Raw genomic sequence first — 17,342 nt, 5'->3', positions numbered from 1 at the left:
GGGGTGTCCCGTGCCGGGCCGGGCCGCTTTGCAGCTCGGCTGCCGTTGCCCTGGCCGGGCGGGTGGCGGGGTTCGGGGTGCCCCGTGCCGGGCCGGGTCGGTTTGCAGCTCGGCTGCTGCGTGTCGCCTCAAGCGCCGGCGGGGCTGGGGTGGTGGGTCGGTGCCGGGTCCGGGGTGGGGTGTCGTCCGGGGCGGGCATGATTTATGGCGCCTGTTCAGGGCTTTGAATGTTCGGGCTTCTGTGCGCCACAAATCACGTTTTAGCCCCGGTCGACACCCCACCCCGGCCCCGTCACCGACCCCGGTGGTCGGATAACTGTCCCCTACCGCGGGGGTTGGGCTTCGTGGCCGGGGGCGGTGTCGGGGTGGGGTGTTGTCCGGGGCTAAAACGTGATTTGTTGGCGCCCTGTACCGCCCGGCAACTGGGGACCCGGCTGGGGCGCCATAAATCATGCCCGCCCCGGACCACACCCCACCCCGGCGGCGTCCCCGGCACCCCGCCCAGAGCGCAGCCAAACCCAGCCCCGTCGGCGCTTGAGGCGGCCGCAGCAGCCGAGCTGCAAACGAGCCCCGCCCCGCAGGGGCAGCCCGTTCCCCGCCCGGCCAGGGCAACGGCAGGGGCCACGGGGACACCCCGAAACCCCGTCAAACCGCCCGGCCAGGGCAACCGCCCGGCCAGGGCTACGGTTCGCCGAAGCGGGCCAGGGCCAGGGAGCCCGCCACGGCGATGGCGAAGCCGGCCACGGCGAGCCAGGTCAGCCCCTCGCGGGTGCGGTCGCCGAGCCACACCACCCCCACCACCGCCGGGCCGATCGTCTCGCCCAGCACCATCCCGGCCGTCGCCGCCGTCACCGAGCCGCGCTGCAGGGCGGAGGTGAGCAGCAGGAAGGCCGCCCCGCCGCCCAGCAGCAGCGCGTACAGCGCCGGGTTGGCCAGGGTCGACAGCGAGACGTCGTCGATGAGGCGGACGGCGACTTCGACGACCCCGAAGCCCGTGCCCGCCGCCAGGCCGAGGGTCAGGGCCCGGGCGCGGTCCGGCAGGCCGCCCGCCACCGCCCCCACCAGCAGCACCAGCCCCGCCACCCCCAGCAGGCCCAGCTTCAGTGCGAGGGATCCGGTCCCGGAGCCCTCTTCCCCCGAGGAGAGCCCCAGCATCAGGAGCCCGAGGCAGACCAGTCCCACCGCGCCCCACTCCAGCCCGCTCAGCCGTACGCGCAGCAGCCGGGACGCGACCACCGCCGTCACGGCGAGGCTGGCCGCCAGGGCCGCGCCCACCGCGTAGATCGGGATGTGCCGCAGGGCGATGATCTGGAGGACGAAGCCGACCGCGTCCAGGGAGAGGCCCGCCACGTACCGCCACTGCCGGAGCGCCCGCAGCAGCAGCGAGACGTCCACCCCGGAGCCCGTTCCCGGCTCGGCGGCCCGTGCCGCGACCGCCTGGAGGACCGACGCCGTACCGAAACAGACCGCCGCGCCAAGTGCGCAAATCATCCCAAGGAGCACGAACTGACTCTAGGTCACCGTCGTGACAAGGGTGTGACGACGGCTGGATTCCATCCCCCGGCAACCCCGTTCTAGTCTGTCGGGACCACGCCACCCAGGGAGCGATCTCAGATGGACACCAGCAAGACCACCCAGCGCCGGATGCGCTCGGGCGCCGTCGCGCTCGGCGGCATGGGCCTGCTCGCAGCCACCCTCGTGGCCTGCGGCAGCAGCGACGAGCCCGACAAGCGCTGCGCCGACCGCTCCACGCTGAAGAAGTTGGACAGCAAGGAGTGCAAGAGCGGCGGCCACGGCGCCTACTACTACGGCGGCAGCGTGTCCAACGGCAAGGTGGGCGGCGGCAGCTTCGACAAGTCCGCCGTCACCCGCGGCGGCATCGGCGGCCACAAGAGCTCCGGCTCCTCCGGCGGCTGAGCACCCCATGCAGCGGCACACCATCGAGCCCCGCCCCGGCTGGCAGAAGACCGTCGAGGAGCAGGGGCTGATCTACCCCCTGACCCGGTATCCCGACGACTCCCTGCGCCCCTACTGGGACGAGAGCGCGTACTACTCGTTCTCCCTCCCGGAGGTCGAGGCGCTGGAGAACGTCGTCGAGGAGCTGCACGCCATGTGCCTGGCCGCGGCCGCGCACATCGTCGAGCAGGACCGTTTCGCCGACCTCGGCATCACCGACCCGAAACTCGCCGCGCTGATCGCCGGGTCCTGGCACCGGCGCGCCGAGCAGCCTTCCCTCTACGGCCGCTTCGACCTGCGCTACGACGGCTCCGGCAGCCCCGCGAAGATGCTGGAGTACAACGCCGACACCCCCACCTCCCTGGTGGAGGCGGCGAGTCCGCAGTGGTTCTGGATGGAGGAGCGCTTCCCCGGCGCCGATCAGTGGAACTCGCTCCACGAGCGGCTCGTCGAGGGCTGGCGCCGGCAGGCCGAGCTGCTGCCTCCCGGCCCGGTGCACTTCGCGCACTCCGAGACCGACGAGCTCGGCGAGGACCTGATGACGGTGGCCTACCTCCAGGAGACCGCCGAGCAGGCGGGCCTGGACACGCAGGCCCTGTCCGTCGAGCAGATCGGCTGGGACAGCCTGTCCGGCCGGTTCGTCGACGAGAAGCTGCGCTTCATCCGCAGCTGCTTCAAGCTCTACCCGTGGGAGTGGCTGGCCACCGACGAGTTCGGCCCGCAGGTCCTCGGCACCTACGACCACGGCGGCGGCTCCGGCACCACCTGCTGGATCGAGCCGCTGTGGAAGATGCTGCTCTCCAACAAGGCGCTGCTGGCGATCCTGTGGGAGCTGTTCCCCGAGCACCCGAACCTGCTGCCCGCCTATCTCGACGGCCCGCGCGAGCTCGCGGAGACCACCGGGTACGCGGCCAAGCCCCTGCTGGGCCGCGAGGGGGCCGGGGTGAGCCTGCACGCGGCGGGCGCGGACGCGGAGCCGTTCGTCCCGGACGAGGGCGAGACGTACGTCTTCCAGGCCCTGGCCCCGCTGCCCGACTTCGACGGCAACCGGGTGGTGCTCGGCGCGTGGGTCGTCGAGGAGGAAGCGGCGGGGCTGGGCATCCGGGAGTCCGCGGGGCCGGTCACGGACGAGTACGCCCGTTTCCTGCCCCACGTCATCCTCTGACCGTGGCCGGCCCGGCAGCCCGGTCCGGCAGCCCGGTCCGGCAGCCCGGTCCGGCAGCCCGGTCCGGCAGCCCGGTCCGGCAGCCCGGTCCGGCAGCCCGGTCCGGGAGGACCGCTCTAGGCGGAGAGCACCGAACGCAGCTGGTCCAGCCCCCAGTCCAGGTCCTCCTTGCTGATCACCAGCGGGGGCGCGATCCGGATGGTCGATCCGTGGGTGTCCTTCACCAGCACCCCGAGTTCCATCAGCTTCTCGGAGATCTCCCGGCCCGTGCCGCGCGCCGGGTCGATGTCGACGCCCGCCCACAGTCCGCGGCCCCGTACGGCGGTCACCGCGCCCCCGCCGACCAGCAGGTTCAGCTCCCGGTGCAGGTGGTCGCCGAGTTCGGCGGCGCGCTGCTGGTACTCGCCCGAGCGGAGCATCGCGATCACCTCCAGGGCGACCGCGCAGGCGAGCGGGTTCCCGCCGAAGGTGGAGCCGTGCTCGCCGGGCCGGAACACGCCGAGCACGTCCCGGTCCGCGACGACGGCGGACACGGGCACGACCCCGCCGCCCAGGGCCTTGCCCAGGATGTACACGTCGGGGACGACCCCCTCGTGCTCGCAGGCGAAGGTCTTGCCGGTGCGGCCGAGGCCCGACTGGATCTCGTCCGCCATGAACAGGACGTTCCGCTCGCGCGTGAGTTCCCGTACGCCCCGCAGGTAGCCGGCGGGCGGTACGAGGACCCCCGCCTCGCCCTGGATCGGCTCCAGCAGCACGGCGACGGTGTTCTCCGTGACGGCGTGGGCGAGCGCGGTGAGGTCGCCGTACGGGACGATCTCGAAGCCCGGCGTGTACGGGCCGAAGTGGTCGCGGGCCTCGTGGTCCGTGGAGAAGGACACGATGGTGGTGGTCCGGCCGTGGAAGTTGTCGGCCGCGACCACGATCTTGGCGTGGCCGTCCGGGACGCCCTTGACCTCGTAGCCCCACTTGCGGGCGGTCTTCACCGCCGTCTCCACGGCTTCCGCGCCCGTGTTCATGGGCAGCACCATCTCCTTGCCGCACAGCGCGGCGAGTTCGGTACAGAAGTCCGCGAAGCGGTCGTGGTGGAAGGCGCGGGAGGTGAGGGTGACCCGCTCCAGCTGGGCGCGGGCGGCGTCGATCAGCCGGCGGTTGCCGTGGCCGAAATTGAGCGCCGAGTAACCGGCCAGCATGTCGAGATACCTGCGGCCCTCCACGTCGGTCATCCACGCGCCTTCCGCCGACGCGACGACGATGGGCAGGGGATGGTAGTTGTGCGCGCTGTGCGCGTCGGCGGAGCGGATGGCATCAGCAGTATTCGACACGGGGTCTCCGATCGTCCGTCAGGCCTGTGACGAGGGTGGCGTCACTTTCCATCCTCGCTCGCGATGCGGACGGAGAAACCTTTCTCGTGGCGTGCCCGCTAAGGTGGGCCCCACGCACGGCGACTGGCGTACGGAGAACCAACTCCGGGGGAGCCGTGCGCGCACGACCGCATACACGGCCGCTCGCCTGGGCCTCGCGGGGACGAAGACGACATCGACCCCGGAGGAGCCGCCATGACCGCGCGCCGCCATCCCGCCCTTTTCGCGACCGACCCCGAGCTGGCGTCCTTCGTCGAGGCGGAGGAAGTACTGCAGGCCGAGACCCTGCGGCTGATCCCCAGCGAGAACTACGTGTCCGCCGCCGTGCTGGAGGCCTCCGGCACGGTCCTGCAGAACAAGTACAGCGAGGGCTACCCGGGCCGCCGCTACTACGAGGGCCAGCAGAACATCGACCGCGTCGAGGCGCTGGCCGTCGAGCGGGCGAAGGGCCTGTTCGGCGTGGACCACGCGAACGTGCAGCCGTACTCCGGCTCTCCGGCCAACCTGGCCGTCTACCTGGCCTTCGCGAAGCCCGGCGACACGGTGATGGGCATGGCCCTGCCGATGGGCGGCCACCTCACGCACGGCTGGGGCGTCTCGGCGACGGGCTCGTGGTTCCGGGGCGTGCAGTACGGCGTCTCGGCGGAGACCGGCCGGATCGACTACGACGCGGTGCGCGAGCTGGCCCTCGCGGAACGCCCGAAGATCATCTTCTGTGGCGGTACGGCGCTGCCCCGCACGATCGACTTCGAGGCCTTCGCCTCCATCGCGAAGGAGGCGGGCTCGGTCCTGGTGGCCGACGTCGCGCACATCGCGGGCCTGATCGCGGGCGGGGCGCACCCCTCGCCGGCCGGGCACGTGGACGTCATCTCCACCACCACCCACAAGACCCTGCGCGGTCCGCGCGGCGCGATGCTGATGTGCCGTGAGGAGCACGCGAAGGCCATCGACAAGGCGGTCTTCCCGGGCCTCCAGGGCGGCCCGCACAACCAGACGACGGCCGGTATCGCGGTCGCGCTGCACGAGGCGGCGCAGCCGGCGTTCGTCTCTTACGCGCACGCGGTCGTCGCCAACGCCAAGGCGCTGGCCGCCGCCCTGCTGGAGCGGGGCTTCGACCTCGTCTCGGGCGGTACGGACAACCACCTGATCCTGATGGACCTGACCTCGCGGGGCGTCCCGGGCAAGATCGCCGCCAAGGCGCTGGACCGGGCGGGCATCGTGGTGAACTACAACACGGTCCCGTTCGACCCGCGCAAGCCGTTCGACCCGTCGGGCATCCGGATCGGCACGCCTTCGCTCACCTCGCGGGGCCTGTCGCAGGAGCACATGCCGGTGGTGGCCGACTGGATCTCCCGCGCGGTCGAGGCCGCCGCCAAGGGGGACGAGCCGGCCCTGGCCGCCGTCCGCGCCGAGGTCACCGACCTGATGGCGGCCTTCCCGGCACCGGGGCTCCCGTTGTCGTGACCCTGCGGCGGCGTCGCGGGGCTCCGCCCCGCGCCCCGCGCCCCGCAATCCGCGCCTCGAACGCCGGCGAGGGCCGGATCTGTCCGGCGGCGCCCCGGAAAGCGGTCGCTCGGCCGGGGCAAGATCCGGCCGCCTGACTACTGCCCGGTACGTGGGCGGCCCCCGCACGGCGGGCGGGGCGCCGTCCGGGGCGGGGGCCCGCGGGGCCCGCGGACCCGGACGGTTCCGGCCAGCGAAGGGCCCGAGCCCGCCCCCGCACCTGAGAGAATGAGGCCATGGCTTCTGACCGTCCTCGCGCGCTCTCCGGCATCCAGCCCACCTCCGGTTCGTTCCACCTCGGGAACTACCTCGGAGCCATCCGTCAGTACGTCGCCCTGCAGGAGACGCACGACGCCTTCTACATGGTCGTCGACCTGCACGCGATCACCATGCCGCAGGATCCGAAGGAACTGCGCGCGAACACCCGGCTCTCCGCCGCCCAGCTGCTCGCCGCCGGCCTGGACCCCGAGCGCTGCACGCTCTTCATCCAGAGCCACGTGCCCGAGCACGCGCAGCTCGGCTGGGTCATGAACTGCATCACCGGCTTCGGTGAGGCGAGCCGGATGACCCAGTTCAAGGACAAGTCCGCCAAGCAGGGCGCCAACAACGCCACCGTCGGCCTGTTCACGTACCCGATCCTCCAGGTCGCCGACATCCTGCTCTACCAGGCGAACTCCGTCCCCGTCGGCGAGGACCAGCGCCAGCACATCGAGCTGACCCGCGACCTGGCCGAGCGCTTCAACACGCGCTTCGGCCAGACCTTCACGCTCCCCGCCGCGCACATCGTCAAGGAGGTCGCGAAGATCTACGACCTCCAGGACCCGGCGATCAAGATGTCGAAGTCCGCCTCGTCCCCCAAGGGCCTGATCAACCTCCTCGACGAGCCCAAGGTCACCGAGAAGAAGATCAAGAGCGCGGTCACCGACACCGAGGCCGAGATCCGCTTCGACACCGAGAAGAAGCCCGGCGTCAGCAACCTGCTCACGATCTACTCCACCCTCACGGGCGAGTCCGTCACCGAGCTGGAGGCCCGGTACGAGGGCAAGGGCTACGGCGCGCTGAAGACGGACCTGGCCGGTGTGATGGTCGATTTCGTCACACCGTTCAAGCAGCGCACCCAGGACTACCTGGACGACCCGGAGACCCTGGACGCCGTGCTGGCCAAGGGCGCGGAGAAGGCTCGGGCGGTCGCCGCCGAGACCCTGGCGCAGGCTTACGACCGCCTCGGTTTCCTGCCCGCCAAGCACTGACCGACAGAGGGCCCTGGCGGTCCGGGGGGTGCTGGCTCCACACTGAGGCGGCAGCACCCTTTCACACGACAGACGGAGGACATACGTGGGGACCGTAACGCTCGGCGTTTCGATCGCGGTCCCGGAGCCGTACGGCAGCCAGCTCCAGGGGCTGCGCGCCGGCTTCGGGGACGCCGCCGCGCACGGCATCCCCACGCATGTCACCCTCGTCCCGCCCACCGAGGTGGAGGCCGAGCGGCTTCCGGCGATCCGGGCCCACCTGGCCGAGGTGGCGGCGGCCTTCCGTGCCTTCGCGATGCGGCTGGCGGGCACCGGGACCTTCCGGCCCGTCTCGCCGGTCGTCTTCGTCCAGGTCGTCGAGGGCGGCTCCGGCTGCACCCGCCTCCAGAGCCAGGTCCGGGACCCCGGCGGTCCGCTCAGCCGGGAGCTGGCCTTCCCGTACCACCCGCACGTCACGGTCGCCCACGGGATCTCCGACGAGGCGATGGACGTGGCGTTCAGCAGCCTCGCCGGGTACTCGGCCGAGTGGCTGTGCGAGGGCTTCGCGCTCTACGAGCAGGGCTCGGACGGGGTCTGGCGCAAGCTGCGCGAGTACCCCTTCGGCACGGGCCCGACCGGCGTCCCGGCGCAGCAGGGCTCACCCACCGACGAAGCGGCCGGTACGTCCGTACGCCGCTCGTAGCGGAGCGGCCGCAGGGCCTGGAGCGCGTGGAACCTGAGCCTTCTCAGGACCAGTGCGTGGAACGGGCGAGCCGTAGGGCGAAAAGTCACAATCGACGACCGTAGTACCCGAAACCGACAATACCGGCTATTTCCGGCAGCTCATTTACGGTGACCCCATGGACTGGCTGAAGAAACTCCCGGTGGTCGGGCCGTGGGTGGCCGCTGCGATGCGGACCCACGCGTGGCGCTCGTACGAGCGGCTCGACCGGGTCCACTGGGCCAGACTGGCCGCCGCGATCACCTTCATCAGCTTCCTGGCGCTCTTCCCGCTGATCACCGTCGCCGCCGCCGTCGGCGCGGCGCTGCTCAGCAAGGAACAGCTCGACCGGCTCCAGAAGAACCTCGCCGAGCAGGTGCCCGGGATCTCCGACCAGCTCGACCTCGACGCGCTCGTGGCCAACGCGGGCACCATCGGCCTCGTCGCGGGTGCGCTGCTGCTCTTCACCGGCATCGGCTGGGTCGGCTCGATGCGCGACTGCCTGCGCGCCGTGTGGGAGAAGGACGACGAGGACCAGGGCAACCCCGTCGCCCGCAAGGGCAAGGACGCGCTCGTCCTCCTCGGCCTCGGCGGCGCGGGCGTGGCCTCGGCCGCCGCCTCGATCATCGGCTCCAGCGCGGTGGGCAAGTTCGGCGGCTGGCTGGGCATCCCGCGCGAGGGCGCGGGCGGGGCGCTGCTGAGGTCCGCAGCCTTCCTGGTCGGCGTACTGGCCGCCTTCCTGCTCCTGCTGTACGTACTGACCCTGCTGCCCGGGGTCGAACCGCGGCGCGCCCGCCTGATCCAGGCCGCCCTGATCGGCGCGGCCGGGTTCGAGCTGCTGAAGCTGCTGCTGAGCGGCTACATGCGGGAGGTCGCGGCGAAGAGCATGTACGGGGCCTTCGGCGTGCCGATCGCCCTGCTGCTCTGGATCAACTTCACCGCGAAGCTGCTGCTGTTCTGCTCCGCCTGGACCGCCACCCGCGACGACGCGGACGGGGACGGGGAGGAAGACCCCGAGGAGCCCGGGGACCCCGGGGACCCCGCAGAGCCCGGGGACCCGGAGCGCACCGCGCGGGGCGCGGGCCCCGGGACCGGGCCCGCGCGCACCTCGTAGTGACGGCCTAGACCAGGTCCTGGCCGCCCCGGCGGCCGCGGCGCGGCCAGCGCCGGTTGACGACCAGCGCCCCGCCCGCCAGTACGGCCAGCGCCCCGCCCGCGATGCCGAGTGCGGTGCCGATGCCGCTGCTTCCGGAGTCGTCGCCGGCCGCCCTGTTGTTCTCGTGCGACGGGGCGGGGGAGCCGTGCGAGGTGGGGTCGGCGCTCTTGGGCGGCACCAGCTCACCGACCGGCTTCACCTTCCCGATCGCCGCGAAACCCCAGTCGAAGAGCGCGGCGGTCTCCTGGTACACCGAATTGGCCCCGGCCGTGACCGGGTTCATCACCGTGACCAGGAGCTTCTTGTCGCCCTGCTGGGCCGCTCCGGTGAAGGTCGAGCCGGCCAGGGTGGTGTTGCCGTTCTTCACCCCGGCGATGCCCTTGTACGGGGAGAGGCCGCCCGCGCCCGTCATCAGCCGGTTGGTGTTCTGGATCTCGAAGAACTCGCGCGGCTTGCCCGCCTCCTGCTTGCCGGGGAATTTCGCGCTCGCCGTCCCGCAGTACTCGCGGAAGTCCTGCTTCTGCAGCCCGGAGCGGGCGATGAGGGTGAGGTCGTACGCGCTGGAGACCTGGCCCGGGGCGTCGTACCCGTCCGGGGAGACCACGTGCGTGTCGAGGGCCTGGAGCTCCTCCGCGTGCGCCTGCATGTCCTTGACGGTCTTCTCCACGCCGCCGTTCATGGCCGAAAGTACGTGCACGGCGTCGTTCCCGGAGCGCAGGAACACCCCGAGCCACAGGTCGTGGACGGTGTATTCGAGGTCCTCCTTCACGCCGACCAGGCTGCTGCCCGGGCCCACTCCGTCCATGTCCTGGTCGGTGACCTTGTGCACCTGGTCCTTGGGGAGGCCCGGCAGCACGGTGTCGGCGAAGAGCATCTTCATCGTCGAAGCCGGGGGGAGCCGCCAGTGGGCGTTGTACGCCGCGAGGACCGCGCCCGTCTCGGCGTCCGCCACGATCCACGAGCGCCCGGTGAGGCTCGTCGGGAGGGCGGGTGCGCCGGGCAGCAGGTCCACCTGGGTGCCGGGCTGCCCGAGCATCGTGCCGCCGACGGTGGACATCGCGGGGGGCGGTCCGGGCACCATGGGCCCGCCGTTCACGTCGGCGGTCGGTGTCGCCTGGAGCGTCGGGTCGGCGTGTGCGGGGGCCGCGAGGATTCCGGGGATCAGCAGCGCGGCGGAAAGGACCGTCAGCGCGGTCTTCTTGGCATACACGCAGGTGAAAGTACATCCCGATGTGCTGTCCGCCCTCGCTGACCGGCCAACCCGCCCGAACCACCGCCGGTCTAGCCCACCCCGGCGCGTCCGTCCCGGGTAGGAATCCGATACTGGGGACATGAAACTCAGCCGTGCCGCCTCCTGGTTCCTGCTCGCCTTCGGAGTGTGGAGCTGGATCATCTGGGTGTCCTTCGTCCGGAACCTGTGGAAGAACGGCAGCGGCCAGGCTTTCGACACGGCCGGTGACCCTACGGCTTACTTCTGGGTCCACTTTGTACTCGCGGTGACGTCCTTTCTCCTGGGGACGGCCGTTGGTGTGATCGGGTTGCGCGGGGTCCGCGCGCTGCGGCGTGAATCACGATGACCGTATTTGTCTTCGCCCTCGTGGCCCTGGCGGTCTTCGCCCTCCTGGTCCTGGTGCACCGGTGGCTGTGGGTCCGCCTGGTCCGTGACACGACCCGCCCGGGCGGCGCCTGGCGCCGGACCGGGACCGGGCTGGCCTTCGCCCTGCCCCTGCTGGCGGTGGCGGCCCTGGTCGCGGGCCGTGCCGGCGCCCCCTTCCCGGTCCAGCAGGCGGTGTCGTGGCCGGGCTTCATGTGGCTCGCGGTGCTGCTGTACCTGACCCTGGCGATGCTGGTGGCGGAGGTGGTACGGGCGCTCTGGCTCCGCCGGATCGCGGCCGCCGCCCCCGCCCCGGCCCCTGCACCCGCCGCCGCGTCGGCGCCTGCCTCCGCTGCCGCGCCCACCGCCGCTGCCTCCGGCTCCGCCGCTGCCTCCGGCTCCGCTCCCGGGCCCGCCTCGGAGCCGGCCCGCGTGTCGGAGCCGGCCCCCGCCCCGGAGCCCGCGCCCGCCCCGGAGACGGCCCCGGCGCCCGCGCCCGCCGCCGCGGCCGACCCCGAGGCCGCCCGCGACATGCTCAGCCGCCGCCGGTTCGTCGCGCGGACCGTCGGCGCGGCGGCGGGAGTCGCCGCCGCGGGGACGGTCGGGTACGGGACCTACGGCGTGCTGCGCGGGCCGCGCGTCAAGCGGGTGCGGGTCCCGCTCGCCAAGCTGCCCCGCGCCGCGCACGGGTTCCGCATCGCCGTCGTCAGCGACGTCCACCTCGGGCCGGTCCTCGGCCGCGCCCACACCCAGCGCATCGTCGACACCGTCAACCGGACGCAGCCCGACCTCATCGCCGTCGTCGGGGACCTGGTCGACGGGAACGTGCACGATCTGGGGCGGGCCGCCGAGCCGCTGCGCCTGCTCGAAGCCCGGCACGGCTCCTACTTCGTCACCGGCAACCACGAGTACTTCTCCGGGGCCCAGCAGTGGGTCGACCACGTGCGCGAGCTGGGGCTGCACCCCCTGGAGAACGCCCGCCGTCCCCTGCCGCACTTCGACCTCGCCGGGGTCAACGACGTACAGGGCGAGAGCGAGGGCCACGGCCCCGACTTCCAGGCGGCCCTCGGCGACCGCGACCGGTCCCGGACCGCCGTGCTCCTCGCCCACCAGCCGATCGTCATCCACGACGCCGTCCGCCACGGAGTCGACCTCCAGCTCTCCGGGCACACCCACGGCGGCCAGCTCTGGCCCGGCAACTACCTCGCCGAGCTCGCCAATCCCACCGTCGCCGGGCTGGAGCGCTACGGGGACACGCAGCTCTACGTCTCCCGCGGCGCCGGTGCCTGGGGACCTCCCGTTCGAGTCGGCGCGCCCTCCGACATCACCGTGGTCGAACTCGCCTCATACCAGGCCTGACACCGCATAACCGGCCTTCCGGTGGCCGATTTTCCGTGATTGGGTGACCGATAGTCGGATACCTAGTTCGAATATCGGGGTTCAGGGGATGCGGTCTGCCCGCTCGAAGTTCATCGCGGCCGCTCTGGCCCTCGCGGCGGCGGGCGGAGTCGCCGCCTGGCAGCTGCTGCCCGGCGAGGGCAGCGGACGCGGCTCGGCGATCCGGGTCGGAACGAGCGACGTCGTCTCCGACCTGGACCCGGCGGGGGCCTACGACGCGGGCTCCTGGGCCCTGTTCGGCAACGTCTACCAGTCCCTGCTGACGATCAAGGCGGGCTCCGACGCCCCCGTCCCGGACGCCGCCTCGGCCTGCCAGTTCATCGGCCAGAAGCTGACCACGTACCAGTGCGAGCTGCGCCCGGACGCCAAGTTCTCCAACGGCCGCGCGATCACGGCGCAGGACGTCAAGCACTCCTTCGACCGGATCAAGGCGATCAACTCCGACCAGGGCCCTGCCCCGCTCTTCAACACCCTGGAGTCCGTCAAGGCGGACGGCCTCACGGTCACCTTCAACCTCTCCAGCCGCGACGCCACCTTCCCCTTCAAGATCGCGACGGGCGCCGCCTCGATCGTCGACCGGGAGAAGTACCCGGCCAAGGCCCTGCGCCAGGACGGCAAGGTCGACGGCTCGGGCCCGTACGCGCTCGGTGCGTACCAGGCCGGCGAGAGCGCCGAGCTCAGGCCCAACCCGGCGTACAAGGGGCAGGCGAAGCCGGCCCGCTCGGCGGTCACGGTGAAGTACTTCAAGGACTCCGCCCAGCTCGACGCGGCATGGCGGGACCACCAGATCGAGGTCGCGCACCGGGACATGCCGCCCGAGGTGCTCGCGGGCCTCAACCCGGGCCTGAAGGACACCCGCTACCAGGCCTCCGGCGGCACGGAGACCCGTAACCTCGTCTTCAACCTCCGCCCCGGCGGTCCCGTGTCGAAGCCCGCCGTCCGCCAGGCCGTGGCCGCCGTCCTCGACCGCTCGAAGCTGGCGGCCGAGGTGCACCGGGGCACGGTGACCCCGCTCTACTCCCTCGTCCCGGCGGGCGTCGCGGCGCACAGCACGCCCTTCTTCGACACCTACCCGGCGCCCAACGCGGCCACGGCCAGGAAGCTCCTCAAGGACGCCGGGATCGCCGCCCCCGTCTCGGTCACCCTGGGTGTCAACGAGCGCGGGGCGAACGTCGCGGAGGCCGACGCGATCGTCAAGCAGCTCACGGACACCGGTCTCTTCCAGGTGAAGCTCAAGGCCGTCGCGAAGTGGGAGGACTTCCAGAAGCAGTACGCGGCCGGGGACTTCGACGTGTACACCGTCGGCTGGATCGCGGACTTCCCGGACGCGGACAACTTCCTCGCGCCCCTCGTCGGTGCCGGGTCCACCATGAACAACGGCTTCTCCGACAAGACCGTCGACGAGCTGATCACCCGTACGCAGTCCCACTCGGACCGCGGCGCGGCGGCCGCCGACTTCCGCGAGCTCCAGCGGATCGTCGCGCAGCAGGTCCCGATCCTGCCGATCTGGCAGAAGAAGGACTACGTGATGTCGCGCGAGGCCGTCACCGGGGCGCAGTACCTCTCCGACGGCACGGGCGTCTGGCGTCTGTGGGAGCTCGACCGGCTGTAGGGGGCCCTGCTCCTACGCCGTCCCGCCCGGTGTGTCGCCGTGGGCCGTCAGCAGGGTGTGCAGGGCCTGCGCCACCTCCCGGCAGGTCTCGCGGTCGAGCGGGGCCAGCAGCTTCGGGTAGGCGCGCAGGTGCTCGGTGATCACGGTTTCGCTGAGCGCGCGGCCCTGTTCGGTCAGCCGGATGCGCACCGAGCGCCGGTCCACGTCGTCGCGTACCCGCTCGACCAGGCCCTTGGCCTCCATCCGGTCGATCCGGTTGGTGATCGCGCCCGAGGTGACCATGGCCGCCTGGAGCAGGGCGCCGGCGGTCAGTGCGTACGGGGGGCCCGACCGGCGCAGGGTGGTCAGTACGTCGAACTCGCCGATCTCCAGGCCGTGCTCGGCCGTGAAGGACTTCAGGTGCTTGTCGATGACCCGGTTCATGCGCTGGATCCGGGCCAGGGTCTCGACCGGCCAGAGGGCGTCGACCAGGTCGGGGCGCTCGGCCGCCCACTGGCCGACGATCGCGTCCACCATGTCGGCGCCCTCTGCTCCGGCCGTGCTGTCCGTGCTGTCCGTGCCGCTGTCTCGGTGCATGCGCCCAGATTACCTCAACGTTAAGACACTTGACGTTGAGGCGGTGTCGGTGTTTTTATTTCAACGTTGAGATTATTAATCCTGAGAGATGGATCGGAGCGGCCCGCCATGTCCGTCACCAACCCCGGCGCCACCACCGCCACTGCCACCGCCGACGCCCCCGCCGCCCCCGCCGCCCCGGCGGCGCGCCCCCGCCCCGTGCCCGTCCTCTGGCTGGCGCTCCTCGCCACCCCCATCGCCGCCGGGGCCAACGCGCCGGTGCTGATCCTCCCGGACATGGCGGCCTCCCTCGGCGTCGGCGCCCCCACCGCCGCCTGGCTCCTGACCGCCTTCGGCTGGGCCATCGCCGTCGGCACCCCGCTGCTCGCCGGACTGATCCGCCGCCGGGGCCTGGGCGCCGTGCTGCGGCTCTCCACCGCCCTGGTGCTCGCCGGCACCCTGCTCGTCGCCGTCGCCCCCTGGCTGCCGGTCGCCCTCATCGGCCGCTCCGCCCAGGCGGCCGGCGGCGCCGGTCTGGTGGCCGCCGCGATCAGCCTCGCCGGGACGGCCCGCCGGATGGGCGTCATCAGCGCCGGCTTCGGGATGCTCGGCGCGGTCGGCCCGTTGCTGGGGCAGCAGCTGTCGGACGCCCTGTCCTGGCGGCTCTCGCTCGCCGTCTCGGTGGTCTCCCTGCTCGCGGTGCCCGCCGTCGGCCGGTACGCCCGATCCGCCCCGCTGCCCGTCGCCGGCCCCTTCGACGCGCGCGGCGCCGGGCTGCTGACCGCCCTGGCCACCGCTCTGGTCCTGCTCCCGACCGCGCCCCTGGCCGCCCTCGGCGGGGCCCTCGTCGCCGGCGTGCTGCTCGCGCTGCACGTACGCCGGCGCCCCGACGGGTTCGTCCCCGTCGCCCTGCTCCGCCAGCCGGTCTTCGTCGTCTCGGCGCTGCTCGCCCTCGGCCTGTCCGGGTCCTACTTCACCCTGCTGTTCTCGGCGCCCCGGCTGCTCGCCGACCGGGCCGGCTGGGACGCCGCCGGGGCCGGGGCCGGACAGCTCGTGGCCCTGCTCGCCGGGTCCGCGCTGTCCTGGCTGCTCGCCGCCGCGTCGGTACGCATGAGCCGCACGGCCGTCCGTACGGTCCTCGCCGGGGCGGGGGTCCTGGCCGCGGCCACCGCGGTCTTCGCGAGCTGGGGCCCCCTGCTGCTGGCGGCCACCGGGGTGGGCGTGTTCACCGCCAGCGCGGCCAACGCCATCCTCTCCACCCACGCCGTGAGCGGCGCCCCCGAGGCCCAGCGGCCCACCGCCATCGGCCTGTTCACCCTCTGCTACCAGCTGGGCGGCGCCTTCGGCCCGGCCGTCGCGGCCTTGCTCGTCCTCGGCGCCTGAGCAACCGCACTGCCGCCCGTACGGCCCCTACTCCTTCTCGGGGTGGGGGTCGGAGGCGCGCTTGCGGGACACCGCCGTCTGGGCCATGCCCGGCAGGAAGTCCGCGAACAGCTCGTGCACTTCCCGCACCAGCGGCCGCAGCACCCGGAACCGGGCCAGGATGATGCCCCGGGTCGTCAGCTGCGCACCGCGCTCCGCGAGCCGGCGGGTCTTCTCGCTGTTCGGCGAGCGGTCGAAGACCCAGTACAGGACCAGTCCCATCTGCGAGAGCCACATCAGCTCCGGCAGCACGTCGGCCAGTTCGTCGGGAACCTTGGTCTTCGCGCCCGCCAGCACCTCGCGGTGCATGTCGATCGCGGCCTTGCGCGCCGGTTCCGATTCCGGGGAGAAGGGGCTGAGGGGGCTCTCCGGGTCGGCCGCGTTCTTGAAGAACTGCGAAGCGAACTCGTGGTACGGCGCCGCGATGTCCAGCCAGCTCGTCAGAACGCCCGCGAGCCGCTTCTGCAGATCGGTCTCGTTGTCCAGGATGGGCCGGACCGCAGCCTGGTGCGCGGCGCCGATCCGGTCGTAGAAGCCCTGGACCAGATGTTCCTTCGAGGCGAAGTAGTAGTACGCGTTGCCGACCGAGACCCCTGCCTCCTTGGCGATGACCCGCATGGTCGTCTTGTCGAACCCGCGCTCCTGGAAGAGGCGGAGCGCGGTTTCGAGGATGAGCGTGCGGGTCTGCTCGCTCTTGGGAGCCTTCTGATCAGTCACGGTGTCCGACCCTATCGGGGTGCGGAGCATTGGTCGCCACAGAGTGGGTCCCCAGGCTCCGCTTCGGTGTTGGTACGTACCACAGACCGCCAGGCGGAGGCCGTGTGCATCGCGGCCCGGGCGAAGGGCCGGCCGGCCGGGGTGGCCAGCCAGTTCGCCTTCGGCCGGTGCTCGGCCAGCGCCCACAGGCACACGATGAAGGCGTCGGTCCCGGTCCACACCTGGCCCCTGTCCCCGACCACGGTGATCTGCCGGAGGGTGGCGGGGTGGTCGAGCCGGGGGAAGCGGTGCTGCGCTTCGTAGGACCCGGCCGGGACCAGCCGGAGCGGGACCAGTGGGCGCTGCCCGAGCAGCCAGTGCCGGATGTGGACGCAGAGCGGGCAGTCGGCGTCGTAGAGGACGGTCAGGTGCCTGGTCGGCGCGGCCACCGGGATCAGGCCCCGGCGGGCGCGGTCCACCCCTGGGGGGCGACCGGCGGGGTCTGCTGACGCTCCATGATCCCGCGGCGGCGCATCTTGTTGAGCACCCACACGTTGCCGAGGTGCATGACGCCGAGGACCAGCAGGACGACGCCGAGCTTGACCGAGAGCGCCTCGAAGAGGCCGCGGGCTTCGAGTATCGTCTCGCTCGAGCGGAGGTAGAGGGTCACGAAGCCGATGTTCACGAGGTAGAAGCCGACCACCAGGAGGTGGTTGACGGCCTCCGCGAGCTTCTCGTTCCCCTGGAGGACGTCGGCGATGAAGATGCGGCCGTTGCGGCTGAGCGTGCGGGCCACCCAGACGGTGAGCCCGATGCTGATGATCAGGTAGATGACGTACGCGACCACGGTGAGGTCCATGCCCCAGCCCCTTTGAACGTGTTCAACTGCTGACGGGACTGACTGTAGACCTGTTTTTGAACAGGTTCAAGGCATCGCGGCGAGGCCTTCGCGGAGGGGGGCGGTCGAGGTGCCG

At 72.1% G+C, this 17,342-nt stretch carries 17 protein-coding genes and 1 riboswitch; of the genes, 10 read left to right on the top strand and 7 right to left on the bottom strand.

Going from position 1 to position 17,342, the window contains the following annotated elements; all coding sequences use genetic code 11:
- Positions 1 to 681 precede the first annotated feature (681 nt).
- Positions 682 to 1,491, bottom strand: a complete 810-nt coding sequence (locus ACZ4TG_RS27650) for a hypothetical protein (RefSeq protein ID WP_468167460.1) — start codon at positions 1,489 to 1,491, stop codon at positions 682 to 684.
- 123 nt (positions 1,492 to 1,614) lie between these two features.
- Between ACZ4TG_RS27650 and ACZ4TG_RS27645 the strand changes: the two genes are divergently transcribed.
- Positions 1,615 to 1,917, top strand: coding sequence for a hypothetical protein (locus tag ACZ4TG_RS27645; RefSeq protein WP_468167458.1), 303 nt, complete (start codon positions 1,615 to 1,617; stop codon positions 1,915 to 1,917).
- Positions 1,918 to 1,924: 7 nt separating this feature from the next.
- A complete protein-coding gene (locus tag ACZ4TG_RS27640) occupies positions 1,925 to 3,121 on the top strand; it encodes a glutathionylspermidine synthase family protein (RefSeq protein ID WP_468167456.1) in 1,197 nt (398 codons plus the stop codon).
- Positions 3,122 to 3,237: 116 nt separating this feature from the next.
- Here ACZ4TG_RS27640 and rocD read toward each other — a convergent pair whose 3' ends face one another.
- Positions 3,238 to 4,443, bottom strand: a complete 1,206-nt coding sequence (gene rocD / locus ACZ4TG_RS27635; protein ID WP_468167454.1) for an ornithine--oxo-acid transaminase — start codon at positions 4,441 to 4,443, stop codon at positions 3,238 to 3,240.
- Between the two features lie 109 nt (positions 4,444 to 4,552).
- A riboswitch (ZMP/ZTP riboswitch) is annotated at positions 4,553 to 4,643 on the top strand.
- 34 nt (positions 4,644 to 4,677) lie between these two features.
- On the opposite strand from rocD, the gene ACZ4TG_RS27630 reads away from it, so the two are divergent.
- The 4 genes from ACZ4TG_RS27630 to ACZ4TG_RS27615 all read left to right on the top strand — a co-directional run bounded on the left by ACZ4TG_RS27630 (position 4,678) and on the right by ACZ4TG_RS27615 (position 9,049).
- The gene (locus tag ACZ4TG_RS27630) at positions 4,678 to 5,946 is read left to right on the top strand and encodes a serine hydroxymethyltransferase (RefSeq protein ID WP_468167452.1); all 1,269 of its coding nucleotides are present in this window, start codon (positions 4,678 to 4,680) and stop codon (positions 5,944 to 5,946) included.
- A 275-nt stretch (positions 5,947 to 6,221) separates the two neighbouring features.
- Complete coding sequence (gene trpS, locus ACZ4TG_RS27625; RefSeq protein WP_468167450.1) at positions 6,222 to 7,235, top strand: tryptophan--tRNA ligase; 1,014 nt, start codon at positions 6,222 to 6,224, stop codon at positions 7,233 to 7,235.
- A gap of 85 nt (positions 7,236 to 7,320) precedes the next feature.
- Positions 7,321 to 7,917 carry a 2'-5' RNA ligase family protein gene (locus ACZ4TG_RS27620; RefSeq protein ID WP_468167448.1) on the top strand — a complete coding sequence of 199 codons (597 nt, stop codon included), beginning with the start codon at positions 7,321 to 7,323 and terminating at the stop codon, positions 7,915 to 7,917.
- A gap of 157 nt (positions 7,918 to 8,074) precedes the next feature.
- Complete coding sequence (locus ACZ4TG_RS27615) at positions 8,075 to 9,049, top strand: YihY/virulence factor BrkB family protein (protein WP_468167446.1); 975 nt, start codon at positions 8,075 to 8,077, stop codon at positions 9,047 to 9,049.
- 7 nt (positions 9,050 to 9,056) lie between these two features.
- On the opposite strand, the gene ACZ4TG_RS27610 is transcribed toward ACZ4TG_RS27615, so the two are convergent.
- A complete protein-coding gene (locus ACZ4TG_RS27610; RefSeq protein WP_468167444.1) occupies positions 9,057 to 10,301 on the bottom strand; it encodes a D-alanyl-D-alanine carboxypeptidase family protein in 1,245 nt (414 codons plus the stop codon).
- Between the two features lie 121 nt (positions 10,302 to 10,422).
- Between ACZ4TG_RS27610 and ACZ4TG_RS27605 the strand changes: the two genes are divergently transcribed.
- The 3 genes from ACZ4TG_RS27605 to ACZ4TG_RS27595 all read left to right on the top strand — a co-directional run bounded on the left by ACZ4TG_RS27605 (position 10,423) and on the right by ACZ4TG_RS27595 (position 13,695).
- Positions 10,423 to 10,668 (top strand): SCO4848 family membrane protein, encoded by a 246-nt coding sequence (locus ACZ4TG_RS27605; protein ID WP_468167442.1) that lies wholly within the window; start codon positions 10,423 to 10,425, stop codon positions 10,666 to 10,668.
- A complete protein-coding gene (locus ACZ4TG_RS27600; protein WP_468167440.1) occupies positions 10,665 to 12,044 on the top strand; it encodes a metallophosphoesterase in 1,380 nt (459 codons plus the stop codon). The genes ACZ4TG_RS27605 and ACZ4TG_RS27600 overlap by 4 nt, the downstream gene beginning before the upstream one ends.
- Positions 12,045 to 12,132: 88 nt before the next feature.
- On the top strand, positions 12,133 to 13,695 hold the full coding sequence (locus ACZ4TG_RS27595; RefSeq protein WP_468167438.1) for an ABC transporter substrate-binding protein: 1,563 nt from the start codon (positions 12,133 to 12,135) through the stop codon (positions 13,693 to 13,695).
- A 12-nt stretch (positions 13,696 to 13,707) separates the two neighbouring features.
- Here ACZ4TG_RS27595 and ACZ4TG_RS27590 read toward each other — a convergent pair whose 3' ends face one another.
- Positions 13,708 to 14,271 carry a MarR family winged helix-turn-helix transcriptional regulator gene (locus ACZ4TG_RS27590; protein ID WP_468167436.1) on the bottom strand — a complete coding sequence of 188 codons (564 nt, stop codon included), beginning with the start codon at positions 14,269 to 14,271 and terminating at the stop codon, positions 13,708 to 13,710.
- A 108-nt stretch (positions 14,272 to 14,379) separates the two neighbouring features.
- On the opposite strand from ACZ4TG_RS27590, the gene ACZ4TG_RS27585 reads away from it, so the two are divergent.
- Entirely contained in the window at positions 14,380 to 15,633 is a 1,254-nt protein-coding gene (locus tag ACZ4TG_RS27585; RefSeq protein WP_468167434.1) for an MFS transporter, read from the top strand.
- Positions 15,634 to 15,660: 27 nt separating this feature from the next.
- On the opposite strand, the gene ACZ4TG_RS27580 is transcribed toward ACZ4TG_RS27585, so the two are convergent.
- From ACZ4TG_RS27580 to ACZ4TG_RS27570, 3 genes are read right to left on the bottom strand one after another with little or no spacing between them, the layout of a single operon-like run.
- Complete coding sequence (locus ACZ4TG_RS27580; protein ID WP_468167432.1) at positions 15,661 to 16,419, bottom strand: TetR family transcriptional regulator; 759 nt, start codon at positions 16,417 to 16,419, stop codon at positions 15,661 to 15,663.
- Positions 16,401 to 16,847 carry a thiol-disulfide oxidoreductase DCC family protein gene (locus tag ACZ4TG_RS27575; protein WP_468167430.1) on the bottom strand — a complete coding sequence of 149 codons (447 nt, stop codon included), beginning with the start codon at positions 16,845 to 16,847 and terminating at the stop codon, positions 16,401 to 16,403. The genes ACZ4TG_RS27580 and ACZ4TG_RS27575 overlap by 19 nt, the downstream gene beginning before the upstream one ends.
- On the bottom strand, positions 16,823 to 17,227 hold the full coding sequence (locus ACZ4TG_RS27570; RefSeq protein ID WP_468167428.1) for a hypothetical protein: 405 nt from the start codon (positions 17,225 to 17,227) through the stop codon (positions 16,823 to 16,825). Before ACZ4TG_RS27570 ends, ACZ4TG_RS27575 begins: the two co-directional genes overlap by 25 nt.
- Between the last annotated feature and the right edge of the window lie 115 nt (positions 17,228 to 17,342).

The organism is Streptomyces sp. NPDC028314 (genome assembly GCF_055565795.1).
This window is presented reverse-complemented; position numbering and strand designations above follow the sequence as displayed.